This is a genomic window from Polyangium mundeleinium (assembly GCF_028369105.1).
Taxonomy (GTDB): Bacteria; Myxococcota_A; Polyangia; order Polyangiales; family Polyangiaceae; genus Polyangium; species Polyangium mundeleinium.
This window is the reverse complement of record NZ_JAQNDO010000001.1, coordinates 8,886,888-8,903,997: the sequence shown is the minus strand read 5'-3', so window position 1 is coordinate 8,903,997 and position 17,110 is coordinate 8,886,888. Positions and strand designations below refer to the sequence as shown.

Below are 17,110 nucleotides of genomic sequence, written 5' to 3'. Positions count from 1 at the left end.
GGGAAGATTTCCCACAAATCATGGATCGTGCTGGACATTGGGAGGGGGATTCGGGGAGTGATCTCTTCTTCACCTCGGACGCTCGATCCTCGGTTTTACGGGAGGAGAGTGGTGCTGCCGTGCGGGCCGGCGAGACACATGCTTGTAGTGCTCTCCGGCGGCTCGTTTGCCTCGAAGAGATCACGATCGCGCTCCTCACGGCGACGGGCGAAGACGCTGTCGCGAAGGTGATCCTCGACCTCGGCGCGGCTGCACTCGGCGCGAGCGCGGCGGTCGTCGCGATGGTCGAGGGCGACGAGTTCGTGATCCTCGACGCGAAGGGCATGCCCAACGAGGCGCTCGCGCAGTGGCGAAGGCACTCGCGCAACGCATCGACGCCGATCGCAATGGCCGTGCAAAGACGAGCGCCCGTGTTCATCGAGACCGAGGCGGAGTGGGCGGCCACCTGTCCGGACGCCGCACGCGCCACGCTCGGGCCGCGCGGACCCCGCATCGCGCTCCCGCTTCTCGTGGGAGATCGTGTCCTCGGCGGGATGGGCTTCAGCTTCCCGGCGAGCGTGCGCTTCACCGAGGAGGATCGGGTGCTCGCCGTCATGCTCGGGCGCCAGTGCGCGCTCGCCCTCGATCGCGCGCGTCTTTTCGACGCCGAGCGGAAGGCCCGCGCGGAGCTCGCGCTCGTCGCCCAGCGGATCGATCGCCTCCAGCACACGACCGCCGCGCTCGCCGCGGCCACGACGCCGCTCGAGGTCGCGCGTGCCGTCGTGGTCGACGCCCGCGCGGCCCTCACGGCCGATCGCGCGGTCCTCGCGATCCCCACGCCGGACGGGCAAAGGCTCGTGGTGCTGGAGCACGAGGGCGCGGCGTCGTGGACGAGCCGCACGCCGAGCCCGTCGTTCCCCGTCGACGCGAACAGCCCGCTCGCGGTCACCTTTCGCACGGGCGAGCGCCTGCGGCTCTCCTCGAAGGCCGCGATCGCGGCGCGCTTCCCGCCTGCGAGCGGGGATGGCGCGGTCACGCCGGGCTCGTTGCTCTGTCACCCGCTCGTGGCCCGCGGCCGTACGATCGGCGTGCTCCTCTTCGGCTGGGGCGCCGAGGGCGCGCTCGACGCGGACGGCGCTTCGATCGCCGAGGAGCTCGTGCACAGGAGCGCGGTCGCGCTCGACCGGGCCATGCTTCACGCCGCCTTTGAGCACGAGAACCGCACGCTCACCGCGTTCATCGCGGCTTGCCCCGTGGCGGCCATGATCCTCGACACCGACGGCACCGTGCGCGTCTGGAACCCCGCGGCCGAGCGTATGTTCGGCTGGTCCGCGGCCGAGACCGTGGGGCGCTTTTTGCCCATCACGGACAAACCGCATGAGACCGAGGCGTTCCTCGCGCGGGTCGCGCAGGGCGAAGTGCTCTCGGACGTCGAGGTCGAGCGCAAGCACAAGCTCGGCCACAGCATCGACATGTCCCTCTACTCGGCGCCCGTCGTGCATGGAGACGGCAGCGTCCAGTGCCTGTCCATCTGCATGGACATCGGGGATCGCAAGCAGGCCGAGGCCGAGCTGCGCCGCGCCTACGAGATCGCGCGCGACGCCGATCGGCGCAAGGACGAGTTCCTCGCGCTCCTCGGGCACGAGCTCCGAAACCCCCTCTCCCCGATCCTCACGGCGCTCTACCTGATGCGCCTCAAGGGGCGCACGGACGGCCTCGAGCGCGAGCGTGACGTCATCGAGCGCCAGGTCCAGCACCTCGTCTCGCTCGTCGACGACCTGCTCGACGTCTCGCGCATCATGCGCGGCAAGATCCAGCTCAGCACGCGGCCCATCGAGATCGCTCGTGTCTTCTCGCAGGCCATCGAGATCGCGAGCCCGCTCTTCGAGCAGAAGCAGCACGAGCTCCGCGTGGACGTGCCGGCCGAGGGGCTCGTCGTCGAGGTGGACGAGACCCGCATGGCGCAGGTCCTCGCGAATTTGCTCACGAATGCGGCCCGGTACACGGACGCGGGCGGGCACATCGCGGTCGCCGCGCGGCGCGAGGGAAACGAGGTCGTGGTCTTCGTGCGTGACGACGGCAGCGGCATCCCCTCCGAGATGCTGCCCGTGATCTTCGACCTCTTCGTGCAGGGTGCGCGGGGCGCCGATCGTGCGGGCGGCGGGCTCGGGCTCGGGCTCGGGCTCGTGCGGAGCCTGGTCAAGCTGCACGGGGGCGCGGTGAGCGCGCGCAGCGAGGGCCCGGGGAGGGGCAGCGAGTTCGAGGTGCGCTTGCCTGCGCTCTCGCCGCGCCGCGCGTCCTCGCCGGACCTCCCTGCGCCCGTCTCACCGCGGCTCAGCAAGGTGCGGCGCGTGCTCGTCGTCGACGACAACCGCGACGCGGCGCAGATGCTTGCCGAGGTGCTCACGAGCCACGGCCACGAGGTCGTGGTCGCGCACGACGGCCCGCAGGCGCTCGCCCTCGCGGCGTCGTTCCGACCCGAGATCGGCATCCTCGACATCGGCTTGCCGGTCATGGACGGCTACGAGCTCGCGCTCGAGCTCCGCGCGGCATACGGCGAGCGCATCACGCTCGTCGCGGTGACCGGGTACGGCCAGGAGCACGACAAACGCCGCGCGTTCGACGCGGGTTTTTCCCGGCATTACGTCAAGCCGGTCGCGGCCGACGCGCTCCTCAGCGACGTGTTTCCTTGACGGCGGGGGGACGGCGCGCTCGGGCGAGCGCGGAGGCGCGGGCGAGGCAGATGTCCTGCTTCGCCCGGCGGACGAACGCTCAGAAGTGGATGTGGACGCCGCCGTGACCGCGGTTCTTCTTCCACTTCCATTTGCCCTTGCCCTTGCCCTTGCCGACGACGATGACGCCGGGGGTGGGGACGACGACGACCGGGGCCCAGTTCGCCACGACAAACAGGCCCACTACGGGCGCGCTTGGGCCCACGACGACGACCGCGCCGGGGTGCCAGCCGCAGAGCACGACGACCGGCGTCGGCGTGTCCTCCGGGTAGACCATGACCGTCAGCTTGTGGGGGTTTGTCTTCACGCCGAGCTTGCCGGTGAAGTAGAGGCCCTTCGGCTCTGCGTCGAGCTCGACGAACTCGGGCCCGCTCGCCACGACGCCGAGCTTCACCTTCCGCTTGCCGACGGGGATCGGCTTGAGATCGTCGTCGAGCACGTAGACGCGTGTCTCGCCCGTCTTCACGTCGGCCGCGACCTCGATGAGATCGTCGCCCGCGATCTGCAGGATGCCGCCGTTCGGGCCTTTTTTGCCCTCGGGGATCTTCACCTCGGCGTTGAGCTTCGCGGTCGCGACGAGCTCGTGCGTGCCGCCCTTGGGCACGTAGAGCGTGCTCTTCAGGGGCTTGCCCTTCACCTGGACGTCGTAGCTGACCTCGGTGAGGTCGTCTTCGAGCTTGGGGATCTCGGCCGTGTGGACGCCGGCTTTCGCGTCGAAGACGAGCTTCGCGGTCACGGGCTCCGCGCCTTTGCGCGCGGGCTTCACGGTGACCGTGCCGGCCACGTCGTTGTCGAGCGGCGTCCCGTCGGGCGCCTTGAAGCGGGCCTTCACCTTGCCTTCCGGCGCGACGGCCCACGTCACGGTGGCAGCTTCGTGTTGCTCCGTGATCGCGTCTTCGGCCGCGATGTTCTCGGCCGTCACCTCGGCCTCGGCCTTGGCGTCTGTCTTCGAGCACGCGGGCAGCGCCGCGACCGCGGCGAGCGAGAGCGCGACGAGCGTGGAGTGCAGGAGCTTTTCGAGTCGCATCCCGAACATCTTACCCAGAATCGCTCCGCTCCGCGATATCCATCCCGACGAATCCTTGCCTTTTTAGGCCTCCGGAGCGCGTGCGGGGTGGGAATGCCCCCTGGTCACTGGAATGGGCAGTGGCCTTTCGACGTGTGGACGCGTCATATTTGTCGTTTGCGGACGGACCAAACGAAGCCGTCGTAGAAGAAATGCATCAGGGCCACGGTCTGGACGAGGCTCCAGAGCGCGCGGCTCCCGTCGGCGGTGATTTCGGCGACGGCGCCGTACGCGAGGGTCACGCAGGCGAACACGGCGGCGGCGAGGGGCGCGCCGAGCCGGAATTGTTGGAGGCGCAACCTTTGGACGAGCACGCGCCGTTCGGACCACCAGACGAGGCCGAAGTACTGCACCGCGTGAAAGAGGTTCATGATGAGAAAGGCTTGCCCGAACGGGTTCCAGCCCCACGCCCAGATCGAGCAGAGGCCCGTCGTGGCGAGCAAAAACACTTTGGGAAAGCTCACCACGTGGCCGCGCCGCGCGAGGCGAACGTAGGTGATCACGTAATACACGAGGAAGAGGCCTCCCCCGACGATCACGGCCCAGGCGATGGAGCGCTGGTGGGACGACATCGCGGTCGGGATCTCGGTGAGGAAGAGGGCGCCGACGTCCTCGAAGAGCTCGAACTTCTGGAAATGCGCCAGCATCGTGGCGCCTGAGACGATGGGGCCGGCGTAGAGCAAGAGGTTCAGGCCTAGATCGAGCCCGCGGAGCGTGGTGGGATCGTTGCCCTGGTTCCGCTCGTAAATGCGTCCGAGGCCGAAGGTCTGGAGCGCCGAATGATAGACGTCCCAGAACGTGACGAGCACCGTGGCGATCACCACGGCCCACATCGAGGTCATCATCGCGGCGAACGCGGCGATCGGGACGACGAGGAACCGGACCTTGTGGCGCGGGAACACGTCCGGATTGAGGTGGCTGCGGACGAACACCGCGACGAGGTGCGCGTTGACGACGACGCCGAGCAGGAGCGTGCTCCAGGTGACCCGCTTGCCCGCGAGCCAGAATCGGTCCGTGGCGATCCACGTGCCCGAGACGAGCGCGCCGACGAGCACGGAGACGATCGGCGGCAGCAGGAAAAACACCCAATCGTAGACGGGGCCCGCGATGTAGACGGATCGGGCCTTCTTGGCGCTCTCGGCGGGCCTCGTCGCTTCGAGCGTGGTCATGGTGCGTCTGCGGCCTCGGCCTCGGGCGCGGGCTCGGCTGGCGCTTCGGGCGCCGGGTTCGCGAAGCGCAGGGTGACGCCCTTCTCCGCGAGGTGATCGACGAGCCAGAGCACGAACAGGTTGATCCCGAGCATTTCGAGCGACTCTTCGACCGCGTCGAGGAGCCCGTATCCGAGGTTGTGCGTGCCATTCTGCTCGGTCCAGTATCCGAGCGGCAGCTCCATCCCGACGGCGCCGCCCACGTAAATGGCGCCCGCGACGAGGAACCGGATCCTCGTCCGCAGCGGCAAATGCCGCAGGAATGGGACGTACACGAGGCCCACGAGGAGCACCACGACCACGGCTGGAATCACCCAGCTGAAGTAGAGGACGCCCGAGAGCTCCACGAACGTGCCGGCCATTTCGTGAAACTCGAAGACCTCGTCCACCGCGATGTACGCGAAGCCCGCGGAGAGCCCCCACCAGTGCGCGACGAAACGCTCGCCCGCCCGCCGCGTCGCTGCGGCGGCGAGCGCGAGCAGGAGCGACGTGAGCCCGAGGAGCGACGCCGTGTAGAACGTCGGCACGTTGCCCTCGTAACTCATCGACAGGAAAGGCACGATCCCGCTACGGCTCGGCAGCTCGTAGAGGGGCTTCAGCACCTCCACGAGCACGCCCGCGAGGACCACGAGGCCCATGGGCACGAAAAGGAGCGGCCGGAGCCACGATTTCGACAGGACGACGTCCATCTCGGTGCCTCTACGCGCGCCCTTCGATCGAGCCCATCATGCACCCGCGCGGAGGCCACGCGCAAGGCTCACGTTCGTGGTATCAAGGGTTCGTGCACGACGGTCGTCCCAGCTTGACATCCATGGCCGTGGCCACGATCCGGGCGCTTTACACCGATCTTCCGGCTCCGTTCGCCGGCGCGCACGATCCCATCGCGGGTGCGCTCGTCCCGCGGCCGCTTTCGCTCGCGGCGCGCCTCGCGGCCCGCGCGGCGGTCTCGGATCGCGCGACCGGGCTCGTCCACCACGCACTCGGCCTCGCGTCGCTCGGCATGACGTACCACGTCGCGCTGCGGACGCGGGCGATCGACGACGCGCTCCGCGAGAGCCTCGCCGCGGGCGTGCGGCAGCTCGTCGTGCTCGGCGCGGGCCTCGACGGGCGCGCCTATCGGATGGACGAGCTCGGAGACGCGGCCGTCTTCGAGGTGGATCACCCGAGCACGCAGCGCGACAAACGGGCGCGCTTGCGGGCGGCGCGGATCGAGCCCAAGGCGCGCGAAGTGCGGCTCGTGCCCGTCGATTTCGAGCGTGACGACCTCGGCGCCTCCCTCGCGCGGGAGGGTTTTTCCGCGGACGAGCCCTCGTTCTGGATATGGGAGGGCGTCACCGTGTATCTCACGCGCGCGGCCATTGCGGGCACGCTCCACGCTGTCGGCGCGGCGAGCGCGCCGGGCAGCCGGCTCGCGCTCACGTACGTGCCCCCGCGCGAGCCCCGGATCGAGCGGATCTTGCTCGTGGGCGGGCGCGTGGCCGCGCGGGTGATTGGCGAGCCCGTTCGTGGATTCGTTGCGCCTGCAGAACTCGCCGCGCTCGGACGGGACGCGGGGCTCGACGTCTTCCGCGACGAGGGCGCGGATGCCTGGGCCCCGCGGTACTGGTCGACCGAATACGAGGGCATTTTTGAATGGGAGCGCCTCGCGATCCTGGAGCGGCGCGCGGGGTAACCGAGGGGGCGCTCCGAATCGGCGCACGATTCGTGCTCGGCGCGGGATTCCCGTGACGGAGCCTTTGGCTTGTGGAATCGTCGTTCGCGCGGACTTCCTTTCCCTCATTTCCGGGAGGCCTCATGCGAAGGACGTTGCTCATCACCCCGCTTTTTCTGCTCGCGATTGCCTGTGGAGACGAAGGCCCCACGAAGCCCCCCGCGTGTGGCGACGGCGAGCTGAGCGAGGCCGAGATCTGCGACGACGGCAACACCGAGAACGGCGACGGATGCAGCGCCGACTGCGTGCCCGAGCAGGGCGGCGAGGCGTGCGGCAACGGCGTCGTGGATCCGCTCGAACATTGCGATGACGGCAACAAGGCGAACGGCGACGGGTGCAGCGCGACCTGCGACCTGGAGAGCTGCGGCAATGGCGTGGTCGATCCGGGGGAGGATTGCGACGACGGGAACGGCATCAACCTCGACGGGTGTCCCAACGACTGCACGCTCGCGAAATGCGGCAACGGCGTGATCGAGGCGCCGTACGAGACCTGCGATCCGCCGGATACGGCCGTTTGTGACAGCCAGTGCCAGGGGCTCCCGTTCTGCGGCGACGGCGAGCTCGAAGGCGACGAGCAGTGCGACGACGGCAATTTCTTCGGCGGCGACGGCTGCAATTCCGCCTGCAAGCTCGAGTTTTGCGGGGACGGCTTCGCCAACGACAGCGGGCAGGAGCAATGCGACGACGGCAACAACGAGGATGACGACGGATGCAACGCCCTCTGCGTGCTCGAGACGTGCGGCGACGGTATCCTGCAAACCGGGATCGGCGAGGCGTGCGACGACGGCAATACCCTCGGCGGCGACGGCTGCCGGTCGAACTGCACCCTGGAGGTCTGCGGGGACGGCGTCCTGGATCCGACCGAGGCTTGCGACGACGGCAACACGGTCGATAACGACGGCTGCGGGAACGATTGCAAGTCGGATGGATGCCGCGATGGCGTGACGAACCCCGACGAGCGCTGCTATACGAGCTTTTCCGCGTTCCCGGGGTCCTCGGGCTTGACGATTGTGGGCAAGGGGGATCTCGACGGTGATGGGCGGGTCGATCTTGTCGCCTGGAACAGCGAGAACCTCGTGTGGTTCCGGAACCTCGGCGACGGGAGCTTCGGCGCGCGACCGATCTTCTCGGGGTCCCCGATCCGCGCGGTGGCAATCGGGGACGTGGATGCCGATGGAGACACGGACGTCGTGATGACGTTCGGTCAGGACATGGCGAGCGCGCTCGTTGTCTGGACAAATGACGGCGCGGGCCATTTCACCAAGACACAGACGCCCAATCCGCCGATCGGCGCCTTCACGCTCGCCGATCTCGACGGCGACGGGGATCCGGATCTCGCCATGATGCTCGACGTCCTCGGCGGCCTCGTCGTGCTCGAGAACATGGGCGGCACCTTCGGGCCGCCGAAGACGATCTCCACGAACCCGGAGGGGTATGTCATCGTGGCCGGGGATCTCGACGGGGATCTCGATCCGGATCTCGCCACGTTCGCGCCGACGACCAGCTCGCTGCGATTCTACCAGAACCAGGGGAATTTTACGTTTGCCGAACCGATCGACGTCCCGATTCCGACGGGCGCCGGATCGTTCAGCGCGAACGTGCTGCTCGACGACATCGACGGCGATGGCCTGCTCGATGCGCTCACGACGGATGGATTGCAGGACGAGATCGTGATCGCCCGGAACACGGGCGGGTTCACGTTTGCCCTGCAGGAAGTGCCCGTCGGCAAGGACGCGTCCCCGGCCCTCGTGATCGACGCCGATGCCGACGGCGACAAGGACATTTTCCTCTCGGCGGATGTCCAGGCCGGCGATCCGCAGGGGCTCAGCGTGTTGACGAATGATGGCACGGGCACGTTCGCGCTCGGCGCGGATCAATGGGTCCCCGAAGGCGTATGGACCGGACCCATGGTGACGCTCGATCTGGAGCAGGACGGCGACGAGGACGTCGTCCTCAACACGCTGTACGGCCTGAATGCGCTCGTGTCCAACGGACCCCAAGGGTTTGTCCCGCGCCAGGTCGTGGTGGCGAGCGGTTCTGCCAAATCGATCCAGCTCGGCGATGTGGACGGCGATGGCGACGACGACGCCGTGCTCGCAGGCGGCGGCGTTTGGATCGCGCAAAACGACGGAACGGGGCACCTCCTCCCGCCGGTGCAGGTGCCGAATACACAGTCAACGTCACGGGTCGCGCTCGGGGACATGAACGGCGACGGCTCGCTCGACCTCGTCCTCTCCTTTTCGCTCGGCACGCAGGCGGTGCACGTTCTCCCGAATGACGGCGCAGGCCATTTCGGCGCGCCGGTGCCGGTGCCGGGTGTCCTCGACGCGACGCATGAGCTTTTCGTCGAGGATCTCGACGCCGACGGCGACGCCGACGTCCTCCTCGTCGGCTCCTACGACGCCCAGGCTCTCCTCAATGACGGCATGGGAGGACTCTCGCCGAAGACCAAGTTCACGATCGCCCTCGGGTTCGACGTCGATTCCGCCACGCTCGTAGATCGCACGGGGGATGGTTTGCCCGAGCTCGTCCTCGGGATAAGCACGCGCGTCGATACATTCGAGAACGAGGGCAACGGAGCCTTCACGAAGCTCGCCACGACGCAATGCGATTTCGAGGTGGGCGCGCTCGCGGCCGGCGACGTCGACCAGGACGGACAAACCGATCTCGTGGTCGCGCCGAGCATCTTCACGGATCTCGCGGACCTGCGCCTCTTCAAGGGAATGCCGGCCGGCGAGCTCGCGGAGCCGACGCTCGTGCCCGCGGGCAAGCAGCTCCGGAAGGTCTTCCTCGTCGATCTGAACCTCGACGGCAGGCTCGACATCGCGAGCGTCGCCTCGTTCGATCAAAAGATCCCGCTGCACTTCCAGGACGCGGCGGGGCAATTCAACGCCGAGGTGACGTTCCCGTACGTCTGGTCCGGGTATTCGCTCGCCGTCGGGCGGCTGAACGGGGACACGTTGCCGGATCTCCTCGTGTCGAGTTACGCGTCCAGGTACGTCGGCGCCATCTTGTCGAGCCCCTGAAGGTCGCTCTTCCTGCGCCTCGCGGACCGGGCGGGCTCCTGGTACGATGCGCCCATGAAGTACCTGCTTGCCTTTCTTGGGTTCTCGGCTGGGCTCGCGGGCTGCGGGCCCGTGGTGGATACGATCGACACCTCCACGTCCGGGAGCGGCGGCGCCGGGGCCTCGGGCGCTGGCGGCTCCGGAGGCGCCGGCGGCTCGTCCGGCGTGGGGGGTTTGGGCGCGGGTCCGTCTGCGCTGTGCAAGCCGCTCACGAAGCCATCGGGCCCCGCGCAGCCGCTTTGCGGCTTGGAAGCGCCTTGCCAGGTCCTCGAAGAGGAGCTGCTCGTCGTCCCGCCCGCATATCGGAACGACGCCCCCGCGCTTTCGCTCGATGCGTCCTGCCACCCCCGGATCCTCTTTTCGTCGGCCACGGGCGAATACAAGGGTTTTTACGCCGTGCGCAAGGCCGTGGGCGACTGGCAGGTGACCCCGACGCCGTTCGATTCGGCCACGGCCGGACTCGTGTCCATTGCGCCGGATTTGCCGGTCGCACTCATGAACGACGGCGCCTTCGGGGCTTCGTTGTGGTCGTTTTCCGCGGAGGGATGGAGCCTCGTCGAGGACGTCCCCGAGGAGGGCACGCACCTGGCCCGGGGATTCGCGCTCGGACCCACGGGTGAGCTCTTCGCTGGGTTCCGGGGTCCCGGCGACGAGCTCCTTTTGGGGCGATATGGTTCGTCCTGGTCCGTCGAAACGCTGGGCGGGACCCCCTTTCCGTTCCCGGTCGTGGTCTCGCCCGAGGGCGCGCCGCACCTCATCGCGTGGGAGGCCGTGAATGGCGCGTGGGAGATCCACTGGCATGCGCCGCCGCTCGCGCACGAGGTCGTCATGCCGTTCGGCTCGGGGACCCTGCAAGCGGACGCGTATCGCCTCGTGCTGGGCACCACCGCGGCGGACGTCGTGAACCCCCAGGGCAAACCCCACATCCTCACATTACGCCAGCTCGCGGATTTCACGTTCGAGCTCGTGTACGTGACGCGGGAAGGGAAGGACACGTGGACCGTCATGCCCCTCGAAAAGGTGCCACAGGACAGCACGGTGTATCCGCTGGGAATCGTGACCAACGAGGCAGGCGCCGTGCGCCTCTTTTATTCGCGGGTCAAGTTCGCCTCGCCGACCGCGGGACAGCTCGTCGTCGCCGCGCCCGTTCCCGGCGGGCCCAAGCAGGCCGTCGTGACGGAGGGGTTTTCCCCGCTCGGCGCCACGTTCGACCGCGACGGGGTCGGCCGGATCCACGTCGCGCTTTACGAGTTCAACACGACGAGCGACATCGGCATCCGATATCTCGTCCTGGGCCCTTGATTCGCTAGAAACCACCCTCGACCCCGATACTCGGGATCACGAGCGGCCCGATCTCCTCGGGCGCGCATCCGTCCTGGAACGAACATTCGTATTGCGTCACCTCCTTGCCGGCGGTCGCGTTCAGCACCTCCACGGTGAACGAGATCCAGCGGCCGTTCGGGAATGTCCATCGTTTTTCCAGACGCACGTCGAGGCGGAAAAACGCGGGCAGGCGATCGGGCAAATTGAGGCTCTGCACGTAGTTCGCGAGCAGCTTTCGAAGCTCCTCGCGTTGCGCGTGGTCCTCGGGTGTGTCGGGGAGATCCGGGCCCTCGTCGGGGTCGTCCGGCAGGCCGAGGTCACGGCGGCGGACCCGGTAATCGAGGATCATCGGCGAGCCCGTGTAAAAGACGATGCGGCCGCCGATCTTCCAGTTCCTGCCGAGGTCGTAGGAGGCCGCGAGGTTCATGACGTGCCGCCGGTCGTAGGCCGACTCGAATGTCTGGTTGCCGATATGGCGGAGCGAACGCGAGAGCGTATACGAGAGGAACCCCCCGAGGCGCTTTGAGAGGCTGCGCCGGAGATAAAGCTCCATGCCGTACGTGCTGCCGGTTCCGCGGAGCTCCGCCTGCCGGGCATACCCGAGCTCGGTCGCGGGCGGGCGATTGCCGATCGGATCGCTCAAGTTGAAGAACGCGCCACGAAAGCCCGTCACGGTCGCGGTGATGTCGAGGGGCAGGGCCATCTCGACGCCCGCGCTCGACAGGAGCCCCGTTTGCACGCCGCCCTGCAATCCTCCGATTTGGAGGCCCGGGGCCGCGCCGAGGAAGCTCGGGGGCTGGTGCGACACGCCAAACGCGCCGACGATCGTGAAGCGTTTTCCGGCCTCGAGCCGGCTCGCGAGCCGCGGATCGAAGGTCGCCTTGGCGACGCCGTCGGACGTGAAAATGTCGGAGCGTACACCGGGGACGAGTTCGAGCGCGGGCAGGGGGCGGATCACGGCGTCGGCCCATAGGGCGGCGGTGAAATCGTCGCGGCTCGTGAGCTGCCGCATGAGCGCGAGGTCGTTCGGGCTCGGCGCGTCGTCGTCCTCCTCCTCGATGTCGATCTTGAAGCGCTCGACGTACGCATCGGCGCCCGCGCGCACGGTCACGCTTTCCGAAGGGCGCAAGGTGAGCTCAGTGCGCGAGCCGAGCAGCCACGTTTTGCCTGCGTTCTCGCCGCCGCGGGCCTGGCTCTCGTCGTAACCGAGCGTGATCGCGTGACGCAATTTTCCGCGGTTGCCGAGCTTCCGATCGTAACGAAAATCGATGCGGTGGAACTGGCCGGCGACGACGACCTCCTTCTCGCCGTCGTCGTCGTCGATCTGCGCGAGGTAGTCGTGCGAGCCGAAGGCGAAGACGCTGATGCGGTCCGAGGGCGTGAGGTCGTAATGGATCCGCGCCTGATAGTCCCAGTAACCGAGCTCGATGCCGGGGAAGCGAGCTTCAGGACCAGCTCGGGATACGCATATCGGCCGGCGACGAGCGCGGCGCCGCGGCCGTTCGCGAAAGGCGCCTCGACCATCGCGCCTGCGTCGAACAAGCGGATGTTGCCCTCGCCGTGCAGGCGATTTTCGGGCTCGCGGACGGTGCCGGCGACGATGCCGCCCGTGAACCGGCCATACCGCGAAGGGAAGCCGCCGGGATAAAGATCCACACGATCGACGAGGCCGGGGTGAATGACGCTCGGCCCCGCGGCCACGTGGAAGAGGAGCGGGACGCGGATGCCGTCGAGGAAATACCCCACGTTGCCGGGCGGCGCGCCGCGCACGAAAAAATAAGGGACGCCCGAGGCGATGGGCGTGACGCCGGGCATGGCCTCGATGGCGCGGAAAGGATCGCCGAACGCGCCGGGGAGCTGGCGGACCTCGACACGCGACATCGTGCGCGTCGTCGGCGCCTGGTGTTCGCCCTGGACGCGGACCTCGATGGCCTCGGGCGCCGGGGGTTTGGCCGGAGGCGCGGTCGGGGTGGGCGCGGCAGGGTTTGCCGCGGGCGTGGGGGAGGTTTCTGCGGGCGGCGCGGGCGCCTCGGGGACGGGGGCGGGCGCGCGGAACGAGACGAGGAAGCGGATGCGGGCGCTGATGGGTTTTCCATTGCGGCGCGCGGGCTCGAATTCCCACGACGAGGCGGCGGCCGCCGCGGCGGTGGCGAACGGCTCGGGGCCTTCGATCACGCGGGCCTCGGTGACCTTGCCGTCGGAGCGCACGAGAATGGCGAGCATGACGTCGGCGTCGCCCGTCGCGCCCTCGGGATAGGGCGGGATCGTCGGCCCGCGCGGCGAAGGCATGGTCGTCTCGGCTGGCGGCTCGCTCGCGGGCTCGGCGTGGGACGGGGTTGTGACGAGGCCGAGGGCGAGCGCCGCTGCGCCGACGACCAGGGCGCGGGAGAGGATCGTTTCGTGCGCGCGGAGGGGACGCGATCCCGGGTACGGCATGGTTTGAGTACAAACCTACCACGAACGCCCGGACTTGCAGGCTAGCCGCAGAGCATTTGCTGCAGGACGGCCGGGTCGAGGGCGAGCAGAATCTCTTCGAGCTCCTTGGGCCGGACGGCATCGCCGATCACCTCCACGCCGTCCGCCGTCGGCCGGATGCGCAGCTTGACCTTTCGGCCCTCGGGATCGGCCGCGTACTCCTCGGGCGTGATGAGGTCGGGCAGGGATTCGACGAATTCGCGTTTCGTCATGTCGACACCTCGTCCCATCGCCCGGGGACCTTCCGTGAGCAATGGGGGCATGTTCCGTGAAGGAGGGTGTTCTCCGCGAGCGCCCACACGTCCCTTCGAATCACGGTCTGGCCACAGCCCGCGCAATATGTATTGCGCCCCTCCTCGCCAAGCGCACGCTCGACGTACACGTGCACGAGCCCGACGTCCTTCGCGAGGGCGACGGCGCGGCGGAGGAGGTCGGGGTGTGTCGGGGGGGCTTCCTGGAGGCGGTAATCGGGGTGGAAACGGACGAGGTGCCACGGGGTCTCGGCGCCGAAGGAATAAACGAGCGCGGCGAGGGCGCGGAGCGAGGCGTCGTCCGTGTTCAGGCCCGGAATGAGCGGCGTTGAGATTTCGAGCCAGACGCCACATTCTTTCCAGATGGAAAGGGCCTCCAGGACGGGCGCGAGCGGCGCGGCCGTGAGCCTGCGGTGGGTCACCTCGGTTGGCGTCTTCAGATCGACGTTGGCGGCGAGCAGGGTCGGCGCGAGGAGGCGGGCAGCGTTCGGGGTGACAAACCCGTTGGTCTTCCAAACGATGGCGGGGCCGGTGTCGCCCCGCAGCTCGGCGACGTCGAGCGCGAGCTCGGCGGCGAGGAGGGGCTCGGTGTACGAGAAGGCGAGGAGCGCGTCTTTCTCCGCGCACGCGCGGGCGAGCTCCCGCGCCGTGATGGGCCGCGCGGTCCACGGCGCCTCGGGGATACGGCCGTGCTGCGAGAGGGGGAAGTTCTGGCAATACGTGCAGGCGAACGTGCAGCCCGGCGCGGCCACGGTGAGGACGGTTTTTCCGGGATGAACGTGATACAGCGGCTTGCGCTCGATGGGCTGGGCGTGGAGGACGGACGTCGCGTAGGTCGCCGTTTCCATCATGTCGCCGCGCCTCTGCCGGACGTGGCAGCGGCCGCGATCGCCGTCCGCGAGCGCGCACGCGAAGGGGCAAAGGGTGCAGGTGAGGCGCGCGCCGTCGGTCCGGTAAAACCGCGCGGGGCGCCATTCCGGAGACGAGGTCACGCGAGCACCTGCCCGAGGGCCGCCGCGAGCAGACCTTCGTCGTCGGGGCCGAGGCAGACGGCGCGTTTGCATCGCCTTTGCCACGCAGGCTCCCGGGGGTGGCCCGGGTAATGGACGAAAAAGCCGGCGAGGTCCTTGGGCGCAGGGACGTCGAGGTCCTCCTCGCCGAACGACGGATGCGAGAGGAGGACGATCGTGGGCTCGAGCGGACCGTGCATGGGCAAGGAGGCGCAAAGCTCGGCGGCGAGGGCCAGGGTTTTTCCGGTATGCACGGGCTCTCGCGCGCGGGCTGTGAGCACTTCGAAGAGGTCTGTGCGGTGGGCGATTGCCCGCGCTTCGTTGTTGCCGCCGGCCGCAATGAAATAGGCGGGCAGGCCGATGTCGAGCAGGGACGCGGCGAGGGCGTGTGCGGCTTGCCGGAGCATGGCCTCGACCGGGCCGAAGGCGGTGGGCGAGACGTCGAGGACGAGCACGAGGGGGCGCAGGCGCGGCGGCTCGCGACCGAAGCGGGCGCGGTAGAGCAGGCCACCGGCGAGGGCACGGTAATGCCGGAGATCGTCGGGCAAGGCCCATTGCGAGGAGACGAGCTGGAGGGGATGGCCCGACGAGGAAAAACCCGAAGGTTCGAGCCAGGGGCCCCGCGCCTCCGCGGCGCCGAGGCTTTGCGCGGGGACACGCAAGGCGAGGAGCCGGCGATCGAGGGCGATCCGAGGGGCGAGCTGGGCGAGGCGCCTGAGCATCACGAGGGGCAGGGTGGGATCGTCGGCGCACGCCTCGGGGCCGAGGGAGCCGAGCAAAGCGAGCAGGCGATCGTCGACGGCGTCGAGGGCGTGTTCGAGGTACGCGAGGGGCAAGGGCGGCGCGTCGGGCTCGGAGGCGCCGCCGGCGAGGGCGTCGATGAGGGCAAAGCGAATCTCGGCGGCGGAGGTGTCATTTGGCGGGGAAAACGAGGTGTCCTCGTATTCGCGGAGCAGGAGCAAGATGAGCGCGACGCGAGCCTGCGGAGGCCAGCGGAGCGCGGCGAGGGCGCTCGCACCGGGGTGGCGCGCGAGGCGCTGGGCTTCGGGCGACGAGGTTTGTCCGGCGGTGAGGGCGAGCAATTCGCGGAGGAGCGAGAGCGGGGCCGAGCGATTCACGCGGAGCAAAGCGACGAGCGCGCCGGGCAGAGGGTCGAGATCGGCGGCGAGCGGGCCCGCGCTGAGGAGGCGCGGCGCGGGCGCCACGGCTTTCACGGTGGCCCGCGTGTTCCAGACGCGCGCCGTGCAGGGGTGCGTCGACGCGAGCAGGACGCCGTCGGGCGAAAAGGCGAGGCGGTAGGCGAATTCCTCGGGGAACTCGTACCGGGCGAGCGGGAGGCCGGTGTGCGCATCCCAGATTCGAATGGTGCGATCGGCCGAGCCGGAGGCGATGCGGCGGCCCTCGGGGGACCAGGCGACGCAAAAGACGAGGCTCGTGTGGCCCGTGAGGCGGAGGATCGGATCTTTCGGCTCGAGGCCGCAGATGATGACGTCTTTGTCCTCGGACGCGGTGACGAGACGGTTGCCGTCGGGCGACCAGGCGACGCCGTGAATGTCGCCTCGATGGTGCTGGTGCTCGGCGCGGAGCCCGCTCGGCATGTTCCAGAGGCGGAGCTTTCCGCCCGTCGCGCCCTCGGCGAGGATCGGCGCCTCGGGGGCGAACGCGACGGAATAGGACATGGTCCAATGGCTCGCGGCGAGCGCGGTCTCGGCCATCGTGGTGAGGTGAAGGAGGCGCGTCCCGCCCTGGCCGCCCATGGCGAGGAACTGGCCGTCCTTCGAGAAGGAAAGCTCGAAGACGGCACTGCCGCCCTTGATTTCGCGGAGGGTCTTACCAGTCTCGGCGTCGGCGATACGGACGTCGCCGCTCTTGCGGGCATAGGCGATTCGTTTTCCGTCGGGCGACACCGCGACGCACAGAATGCCACGTCCGTATTCGGATTCGCTTTGCTCCCATACGAGCGTGCCCGCGGGCAGGGCGAGGCGCCGGAGCTTGCCGTCGTCGCGGCCGAAGTAGAGCGAGCGGCCGTCGCGGGCGAAGGTGACGGAGCCCGGGCCCTTGCCGAGGTAACTCTCGGAGAAATCGTCGATGATGCCGAGCGAGGCCGCGCCGGTGGCGCCTTTGAAGGGGCCGACGGGGCCGATCGTCGCGACGTCCTCGGCCACGGGCGCGCGGCCGACCGTGGCGGCCTGGCGCGCCACGTACGCGTCGAGCGTGGCCTTGCGTGCGTGCTGCGCCTCGCTCATGCCCGGGAGTTCCCGACTCCCGGGTGTATCCGAATCCGAGGGGA

11 protein-coding genes and 1 pseudogene are annotated in these 17,110 nt (G+C 68.8%); 4 read left to right on the top strand and 8 right to left on the bottom strand.

Translation table 11 applies throughout. From position 1 onward, the window contains the following. Positions 1-20 precede the first annotated feature (20 nt). The gene (locus tag POL67_RS35220) at positions 21-2,672 is read left to right on the top strand and encodes a hybrid sensor histidine kinase/response regulator (RefSeq protein ID WP_271925010.1); all 2,652 of its coding nucleotides are present in this window, start codon (positions 21-23) and stop codon (positions 2,670-2,672) included. Positions 2,673-2,751: 79 nt separating this feature from the next. On the opposite strand, the gene POL67_RS35215 is transcribed toward POL67_RS35220, so the two are convergent. The 3 genes from POL67_RS35215 to POL67_RS35205 form a co-directional block, all read right to left on the bottom strand. Further along, positions 2,752-3,738, bottom strand: a complete 987-nt coding sequence (locus tag POL67_RS35215) for a hypothetical protein (protein ID WP_271925009.1) — start codon at positions 3,736-3,738, stop codon at positions 2,752-2,754. A 143-nt stretch (positions 3,739-3,881) separates the two neighbouring features. Further along, on the bottom strand, positions 3,882-4,946 hold the full coding sequence (locus tag POL67_RS35210; protein WP_271925008.1) for a hypothetical protein: 1,065 nt from the start codon (positions 4,944-4,946) through the stop codon (positions 3,882-3,884). Continuing rightward, on the bottom strand, positions 4,943-5,674 hold the full coding sequence (locus tag POL67_RS35205; RefSeq protein WP_271925007.1) for a DUF8692 domain-containing protein: 732 nt from the start codon (positions 5,672-5,674) through the stop codon (positions 4,943-4,945). The genes POL67_RS35210 and POL67_RS35205 overlap by 4 nt, the downstream gene beginning before the upstream one ends. A 38-nt stretch (positions 5,675-5,712) precedes the next feature. Here POL67_RS35205 and POL67_RS35200 point away from each other — a divergent pair, with 38 nt between their 5' ends. The 3 genes from POL67_RS35200 to POL67_RS35190 all read left to right on the top strand — a co-directional run bounded on the left by POL67_RS35200 (position 5,713) and on the right by POL67_RS35190 (position 11,063). Beyond that, positions 5,713-6,657, top strand: coding sequence for a class I SAM-dependent methyltransferase (locus tag POL67_RS35200; protein WP_308789563.1), 945 nt, complete (start codon positions 5,713-5,715; stop codon positions 6,655-6,657). A gap of 122 nt (positions 6,658-6,779) precedes the next feature. Next, entirely contained in the window at positions 6,780-9,722 is a 2,943-nt protein-coding gene (locus tag POL67_RS35195; protein ID WP_271925005.1) for an FG-GAP-like repeat-containing protein, read from the top strand. 54 nt (positions 9,723-9,776) lie between these two features. Beyond that, the gene (locus tag POL67_RS35190) at positions 9,777-11,063 is read left to right on the top strand and encodes a hypothetical protein (RefSeq protein WP_271925003.1); all 1,287 of its coding nucleotides are present in this window, start codon (positions 9,777-9,779) and stop codon (positions 11,061-11,063) included. A gap of 4 nt (positions 11,064-11,067) precedes the next feature. Here POL67_RS35190 and POL67_RS35185 read toward each other — a convergent pair whose 3' ends face one another. The 5 genes and pseudogenes from POL67_RS35185 to POL67_RS35165 all read right to left on the bottom strand — a co-directional run bounded on the left by POL67_RS35185 (position 11,068) and on the right by POL67_RS35165 (position 17,066). Further along, positions 11,068-12,450 carry a TonB-dependent receptor plug domain-containing protein gene (locus POL67_RS35185; protein ID WP_271930941.1) on the bottom strand — a complete coding sequence of 461 codons (1,383 nt, stop codon included), beginning with the start codon at positions 12,448-12,450 and terminating at the stop codon, positions 11,068-11,070. 296 nt (positions 12,451-12,746) lie between these two features. Beyond that, positions 12,747-13,307 (bottom strand): annotated as a pseudogene (locus POL67_RS35180) (energy transducer TonB); the annotation flags it as partial. Between the two features lie 254 nt (positions 13,308-13,561). Continuing rightward, positions 13,562-13,771 (bottom strand): radical SAM-modified peptide, FtsH ternary system-associated, encoded by a 210-nt coding sequence (locus POL67_RS35175; RefSeq protein WP_271925002.1) that lies wholly within the window; start codon positions 13,769-13,771, stop codon positions 13,562-13,564. After that, entirely contained in the window at positions 13,768-14,802 is a 1,035-nt protein-coding gene (gene amrS, locus POL67_RS35170) for an AmmeMemoRadiSam system radical SAM enzyme (RefSeq protein WP_271925001.1), read from the bottom strand. The genes POL67_RS35175 and amrS overlap by 4 nt, the downstream gene beginning before the upstream one ends. After that, complete coding sequence (locus POL67_RS35165) at positions 14,799-17,066, bottom strand: WD40 repeat domain-containing protein (RefSeq protein ID WP_271925000.1); 2,268 nt, start codon at positions 17,064-17,066, stop codon at positions 14,799-14,801. Before POL67_RS35165 ends, amrS begins: the two co-directional genes overlap by 4 nt. Positions 17,067-17,110 lie beyond the last annotated feature (44 nt).

Bases quoted from the DNA above. Each gene is read 5' to 3' on its own strand.
- POL67_RS35190 (WP_271925003.1), top strand. From the start codon at position 9,777: ATGAAGTACCTGCTTGCCTTTCTTGGGTTCTCGGCTGGGCTCGCGGGC.
- POL67_RS35195 (WP_271925005.1), top strand. From the start codon at position 6,780: ATGCGAAGGACGTTGCTCATCACCCCGCTTTTTCTGCTCGCGATTGCC.
- POL67_RS35200 (WP_308789563.1), top strand. From the start codon at position 5,713: ATGCACCCGCGCGGAGGCCACGCGCAAGGCTCACGTTCGTGGTATCAA.
- POL67_RS35205 (WP_271925007.1), bottom strand. From the start codon at position 5,674: ATGGACGTCGTCCTGTCGAAATCGTGGCTCCGGCCGCTCCTTTTCGTG.
- POL67_RS35220 (WP_271925010.1), top strand. From the start codon at position 21: ATGGATCGTGCTGGACATTGGGAGGGGGATTCGGGGAGTGATCTCTTC.
- POL67_RS35165 (WP_271925000.1), bottom strand. From the start codon at position 17,066: ATGAGCGAGGCGCAGCACGCACGCAAGGCCACGCTCGACGCGTACGTG.
- POL67_RS35210 (WP_271925008.1), bottom strand. From the start codon at position 4,946: ATGACCACGCTCGAAGCGACGAGGCCCGCCGAGAGCGCCAAGAAGGCC.
- POL67_RS35175 (WP_271925002.1), bottom strand. From the start codon at position 13,771: ATGACGAAACGCGAATTCGTCGAATCCCTGCCCGACCTCATCACGCCC.
- POL67_RS35215 (WP_271925009.1), bottom strand. From the start codon at position 3,738: ATGCGACTCGAAAAGCTCCTGCACTCCACGCTCGTCGCGCTCTCGCTC.